This is a genomic window from Desulfosporosinus sp. OT (assembly GCF_000224515.1).
In the GTDB taxonomy this organism is placed as follows: Bacteria; Bacillota; Desulfitobacteriia; order Desulfitobacteriales; family Desulfitobacteriaceae; genus Desulfosporosinus.
This window is the reverse complement of record NZ_AGAF01000087.1, coordinates 1-4,972: the sequence shown is the minus strand read 5'-3', so window position 1 is coordinate 4,972 and position 4,972 is coordinate 1. Positions and strand designations below refer to the sequence as shown.

The window sequence follows — 4,972 nt, the reverse complement described above, 5'->3', positions numbered from 1 at the left end:
GAGAGACTATGGAGAAGGTAGGTGTTCAAGGAAATGCATGATCTCTTTCGGTGGGCATGGTTAATTCCTGCTTTGCCCTTCCTGTCGTTTCTACTCATCGCCTTTGTCACGAAGCGATCCAAAGGACTGTCTTCCACAGTGTCGATCCTCGCGATCCTTACCTCGCTTTGTTTGGCTATAGCAATTGCTGTAGGCATTATTCAGTCAGGTGCGGAAATTGTGGAACATGCTGCGATCGTAAACGTGAATTGGCTAAACATTGGGGGTCTAAAGATCGATTTTGGTACCGTTGTCGATCCCCTAAGTGGCATGATGTTGTTTGTTGTTACCCTGGTAGCCTCGATGGTCCAAATCTATTCTTTGGGGTATATGCATGGAGACAAGGGCTGGTCGCGTTACTATGCGTATCAATCACTGTTTGCATCCTCTATGCTAGCAATGGTTCTAGCCACCAATTTGTTACAACTCTTTATCTGCTGGGAATTGGTTGGACTATGTTCCTACTTGCTGATTGGTTTCTGGTACTTCAAAGTGTCAGCGCGAGAAGCGGCGAAGAAAGCCTTCATGACAACTCGTGTTGGGGACTTTGGTTTACTACTCGGAATACTTTTCCTCTATACTAAGTTCGGGACGCTCGATTTCGTAGCGCTCTCAGCGGCTCTGAACACCAATATTCAGAATGTCGCAGTTATAGGAACTGCATCCTATGTGACCGTCATGGCGTTCCTGGTCTTTATGGGACCCATAGGGAAATCCGGACAATTTCCATTGCATGTCTGGCTACCAGACGCTATGGAAGGTCCTACGCCGGTGAGTGCACTGATTCACGCCGCTACCATGGTAGTGGCAGGGGTATACTTAGTGGCTCGGATGTATTTCCTATTTGATCACGCAGACCCATCCGCTCTGCAGTTTATTGCCAATGTCGGTGCCTTCACAGCCATCTTTGCGGCGTCCATCGCGATTGCGCAAGACGACATAAAACGGATCTTGGCGTTTTCTACCTTGAGCCAACTTGGTTATATGATGTTTGCCCTTGGTGTGGGTTCGTACTCAGGATCCATGTTCCACCTAATGACTCATGCCTTCTTTAAGGCCTTAATGTTCTTAGGTGCTGGTTCGGTGATTCATGCGATGCATGAAAAACAAAATATCTGGGATATGGGTGGTCTTTGGAAAAAGATGCCGATTACCGGTTGGACGTTCTTCATTGGTGTTATGGCTATTTCAGGAGTCCCACCGTTTGCTGGATTCTTCTCCAAAGACGAGATTCTAGCCAACTCACTGCACAACGGGCATCCAGTAGTTTATGCAGTGGGTCTGTTTACGGCCTTCCTGACAGCGTTCTACATGTGCCGCTTGTTCTTTGTGGCGTTTTGTGGACCTGAAAAACCAGAAAATCATCCTCATGAATCCCCTAAGACCATGACAATTCCACTCATAATTCTCGCGTTCTTTAGTGTTGTCGGTGGCTGGGCAGCCTTACCGGAGCATAACTTCGCTTTCTTTGTCCATTATCTTGCGAGTGGACACGAATTCGAGAGAGAAGCGATCGACTGGGGTATGGCCGGAGTTTCAGTGGTTGCCGGACTTCTTGGGATCGGACTCGCTTGGCTTATCTACCTTCAAAAAAGCTATTTCCGCAGAGAGTATTGTGGCCCGCTTCCCAAGGGTTTATAAAGTACTCCAAAATAAATACTACATTGATGAATTATACCTCTGGATTATCAATAATATAATGGGCGGTATTGCGAAAGTCTTGTACTGGTTTGACATCTTTGTTGTTGACGGGATTATCAACGGGATCGCCTTCATCACGCGCGGTAGTGCGAAAACACTGCGCCGAACAAGTACCGGTCAACTCCAAACCTATGCTATGGTGTTTTTCTTCGCAGTGGTCGTTATATTCATGGTCTTCGCATTTGGGGAAGGTCAACTGACGTCACTTAACCCCTTAGCGACGCTAGGAGGTGTGAAATAATGTCAGCACTGCCAACAACGGGTTCACTCCTTCTGCCTGCTATCCTGCTCGCGCCGGTCTTGGCCATGTTAATGATTGTTTTCCTGCCCAAAGAAGAGGGTAAGACAATTAAGATCATAGCAGCCATTGGCACGCTTCTCTCCCTGGTCCTCTCCCTATATGCTTTCTTTGCATATGACCTTGCAACGGGTGGAATGCAGTTTACCTTAACGATCCCTTGGATTCCAGATCTCGGTGTCAATTTGGCATTAGGAGTTGATGGAATCAGTTTACCAATGCTTCTTCTGACGAACATTATTGGTTTTTCGTCTGTCTATGCCTCCTGGAATATGGAAAAGCGGGTCAAGGAGTTTTTTGCCTTGCTGCTGATCTTGATCACAGGTGTTATGGGGACGTTTATCGCGCGTGACTTGTTTATCTTCTTCCTCTTCTATGAGATCGTGGTTATCCCAATCTATATCATGGTCATCATCTGGGGAAGCACGAAGCGGGTTAGCAAGGAATACGCCGGTATGAAGCTGACAATTTACTTGCTCATTGGATCAGCTTTCCTTCTAGTTGGTATGATCGCCCTTTATTTGGCTGCAGCTAAAAATGGTCATCCCACCTTTATGTTTGACCAGTTAGCACTAAGGCAAGACCTCTATAGTCCCTCATTCCAAAAGGTTGCCTTTGGCTTAATGCTCTTTGGTTTCGGATCATTGATTTCTATGTTTCCCTTCCACTCTTGGTCTCCTGATGGTTATGCTGGGGCTCCAACGGCCGTTAGTATGATTCATGCTGGAGTCTTAAAGAAAATTGGGGGCTATGGATTAATCCGCTTAGGGATCTTTGTACTCCCCCTCGGAGCAAAGTACTGGGCCCCGATCATCGCCTTCTTGGCCATTTGTAACGTGCTTTATGCAGCGTTCATCGCCTTGGCTCAAAAGGACCTCAAGTACGTCGTCGGTTATTCGTCTGTGAGCCACATGGGGTATGTTCTTATCGCTCTGGCGGCCATGAACCCAACCGCGATGAACGGTGCTGTAGCCATGATGTTTGCGCATGGAGTCATGTCCGCCCTCATCTTCTCGATGATCGGATTTATCTACGAAAAGACTCATACACGCAATATCGCTGATTTGGGTGGACTCGCCCACCAAATGCCGCGCTTAGGCTATGGCCTTTTGCTGGCAGGTATGGCCTCGCTGGGCTTGCCGAGTACCGTTAATTTTATCTCAGAACTTACCATCTTTATGGGTACAATCCATGTCTTCCCCGCACTGGCGATACTGGGGATTTTCGGGATTATCTTCACAGCTGTCTATATCTTACGGATGATTGCCAATGTTCTGTTTGGACCACGTCGTCCGGAATGGGACCATCTGGTTGACATTCGGGGACCCGAGTTAGTTCCAATGGTCGTGTGTGTGTTCGTGATCTTTATTGCAGGGATATTCCCGAACATTTTATTTGGCATGATTAATAGTGGAGTCTACTCCTCTGGCCTAGCCAAAGTCCTCGAGACAGTGAGTCAAGTGAAGATGGGAGGGTTGTTCTAATGGTAGATTTCAATATTGCTACAGTGCTCACGCCTGAAATTGCGATGGCCGCTTTAGCCTTGATTCTGTTGGCCATTGGACTACTGATTCCAGCTGGCGCGCGAAAAGGCATGATGCCACTCACTGCATTCTCATTAATAGGGGTTCTCAGCTATACTCTCTTTGACTTTTTCCATGGTTCAAAAGCCTTATTCTTAGGTGGTCTGTATTATCACGATCAATTCGCAGTCTATTTCAAAGTGCTCTTCTTAGCGGCGGCTCTTCTGGTTGTCCTCTCTTCAGGGGGATATATCCAGAAATTAGCTAATCACCGTGGAGAGTTCTATTCTTTGATTTTAACTGCGACGTTGGGAATGATGCTCATGGCCGGAGCCGGCGAACTCATTTCGATGTATGTCGGCCTCGAACTGATGACAATTTCCTTCTATATACTCGTCGCCTATTTGGCCGATGATGCGCGTTCTTCAGAAGCAGGTATCAAGTATCTTGTGCTTGGTGCCACATCTTCGGCAATTTTACTCTACGGTGTCAGTCTTATTTACGGGTTGACCGGATCAACTCAGTATACAGAAATTGTTAGTGGGCTAGGGGCAACCCTGACACCCGCATCGTTCCTGGCAACTGTTTTTCTTCTTGCCGGCTTAGGCTTTAAGATCTCCTTGGTACCGTTTCACCTCTGGGCTCCGGACATCTATGAGGGGGCACCTACCCCTGTCACAGCTTTCTTGGCCATTGCTTCAAAAGCAGCAGCCTTTGCTGTGCTGATTCGGGTATACCTCTTAATGATGAACAGTCAAGCCTTTTCAAGCACTGGACAAACATTATTAGTTGTTTTAGCTGCCCTAACAATGATTATCGGAAACTTAATCGCTATCCCTCAAACGAACATCAAACGCTTAATGGCCTTCTCGAGCGTTGCTCAAGCGGGTTATATCATGGTGGGTATTATTGCCGCATCGGTGGCGGGAGTCAAAGGTGTTCTCTTCTATGCGATGATTTATGTCTTCGCCAATATGGGAGCATTTGCAGTAGCGACTCACGTCTCTGAAATGCAAGGTAGTGACCAGATTAAAGACTTTGCAGGCTTAGCTCGCCGCTCACCATTGGCAGCGGTGGTTATGACGACCTCTTTATTATCCCTAGCAGGGATTCCACCACTCGCTGGATTTGTAGGGAAGTTCTATCTATTCTCGGCTGTCATGGACCAAGGGTATACGGCGATTGCCTATATCGGTTTCGTGATGAGCATGGTGTCTGTGTACTATTACCTATCTGTTGTCAAGGTGATGTTCCTTGGAGAAGGTGAAGGGTTGCCGGATGTTCCAGTTCACGGAGCGGTGAAATTCACAATGGTATTTACTATGCTGATCACGTTAGCAATTGGTATTTATCCGACTCCTTTGGCTCAAATGGCAATTGCGGCGGCTCAGAGTTTAATCAATTAGAACTA

The 4,972-nt window shown here is 47.0% G+C and carries 2 protein-coding genes and 1 pseudogene; all 3 read left to right on the top strand.

Going from position 1 to position 4,972, the window contains the following annotated elements; translation table 11 throughout:
• Positions 1-21 precede the first annotated feature (21 nt).
• The 3 genes and pseudogenes from nuoL to DOT_RS08045 all read left to right on the top strand — a co-directional run bounded on the left by nuoL (position 22) and on the right by DOT_RS08045 (position 4,967).
• Positions 22-1,981: pseudogene (gene nuoL, locus DOT_RS08060) on the top strand (NADH-quinone oxidoreductase subunit L).
• On the top strand, positions 1,981-3,522 hold the full coding sequence (locus DOT_RS08050) for an NADH-quinone oxidoreductase subunit M (protein WP_009616807.1): 1,542 nt from the start codon (positions 1,981-1,983) through the stop codon (positions 3,520-3,522). Before nuoL ends, DOT_RS08050 begins: the two are co-directional and overlap by 1 nt.
• Positions 3,522-4,967: an NADH-quinone oxidoreductase subunit N gene (locus DOT_RS08045; RefSeq protein ID WP_009616805.1), complete on the top strand. Its 1,446-nt coding sequence runs from the start codon at positions 3,522-3,524 to the stop codon at positions 4,965-4,967. Before DOT_RS08050 ends, DOT_RS08045 begins: the two co-directional genes overlap by 1 nt.
• Positions 4,968-4,972 lie beyond the last annotated feature (5 nt).

Excerpts from the sequence above, each read along its gene's own strand:
- DOT_RS08050 (WP_009616807.1), top strand. The coding sequence starts at position 1,981 with ATGTCAGCACTGCCAACAACGGGTTCACTCCTTCTGCCTGCTATCCTG.
- DOT_RS08045 (WP_009616805.1), top strand. The coding sequence starts at position 3,522 with ATGGTAGATTTCAATATTGCTACAGTGCTCACGCCTGAAATTGCGATG.